Origin of the sequence: Bathymodiolus heckerae thiotrophic gill symbiont, assembly GCF_900128515.1 — a bacterium.
In the GTDB taxonomy this organism is placed as follows: domain Bacteria; phylum Pseudomonadota; class Gammaproteobacteria; order PS1; family Pseudothioglobaceae; genus Thioglobus_A.
On record NZ_FQTP01000249.1, the window covers coordinates 1 to 866 of the forward strand.

An 866-nucleotide genomic window follows, 5' to 3' on the forward strand; every position below is an offset into this window, starting at 1 on the left:
GGTTTCTAGCTCGCCAAATTGCGCCGCATCGTTAGCATCAGCAATACAACCTGGACGCAATCCGTCACCTAATGAGAAGGTAATATCGTATTGCTTCATAATCTTACAAATATCTTCAAAATGCGTATAAATGAAGCTTTCAGTATGATGCGCTAAACACCACTTGGCCATAATAGAGCCGCCACGAGAAACAATGCCAGTAATACGATCAATCGTAAGTGGTACGTGCCTAAGACGTACACCCGCATGGATAGTAAAGTAGTCAACGCCCTGCTCAGCTTGCTCAATAAGTGTATCGCGAAATACTTCCCAAGTTAAATCTTCAGCAACGCCGTTAACTTTTTCCAAGGCTTGATAAATTGGTACGGTACCAATTGGTACTGGTGAATTGCGAATAATCCACTCACGGGTTTCATGAATATTTTTACCAGTTGAAAGATCCATAATGGTGTCAGCACCCCAGCGGATACCCCACACCATCTTATCAACCTCTTCTTCAATACTTGAGCCGAGTGCTGAATTACCAATGTTGCCATTAATTTTTACCATGAAGTTACGACCGATAATCATCGGCTCAGTTTCAGGGTGGTTAATATTAACTGGAATCACTGCACGGCCACGAGCAACCTCACTACGAATAAATTCAGCAGTAATTTCATCTGGAATTTCAGCGCCAAAGCTTTCGCCTTTGTGCTGGCCAATTTGGTCTTTGTAATCCTGCCATTTGCAATTCTCACGAATAGCAATGTATTCCATTTCTGGAGTAATAATACCTTGCCTGGCATAATGCATTTGCGTCACATTTTTGCCATCCTTTGCGCGTCTAGGTGTCTTTAAAAATTCAAAACGCAATTCATCAAGTTCAG

Annotated in this window: 1 protein-coding gene; it reads right to left on the reverse strand. The window is 42.1% G+C overall.

The annotated features are described in order from the left end of the window. A partial coding sequence (locus BTHERMOSOX_RS11665; protein ID WP_171004776.1) for a phosphomethylpyrimidine synthase ThiC occupies window positions 1-866 on the reverse strand: 866 nt, incomplete at both ends.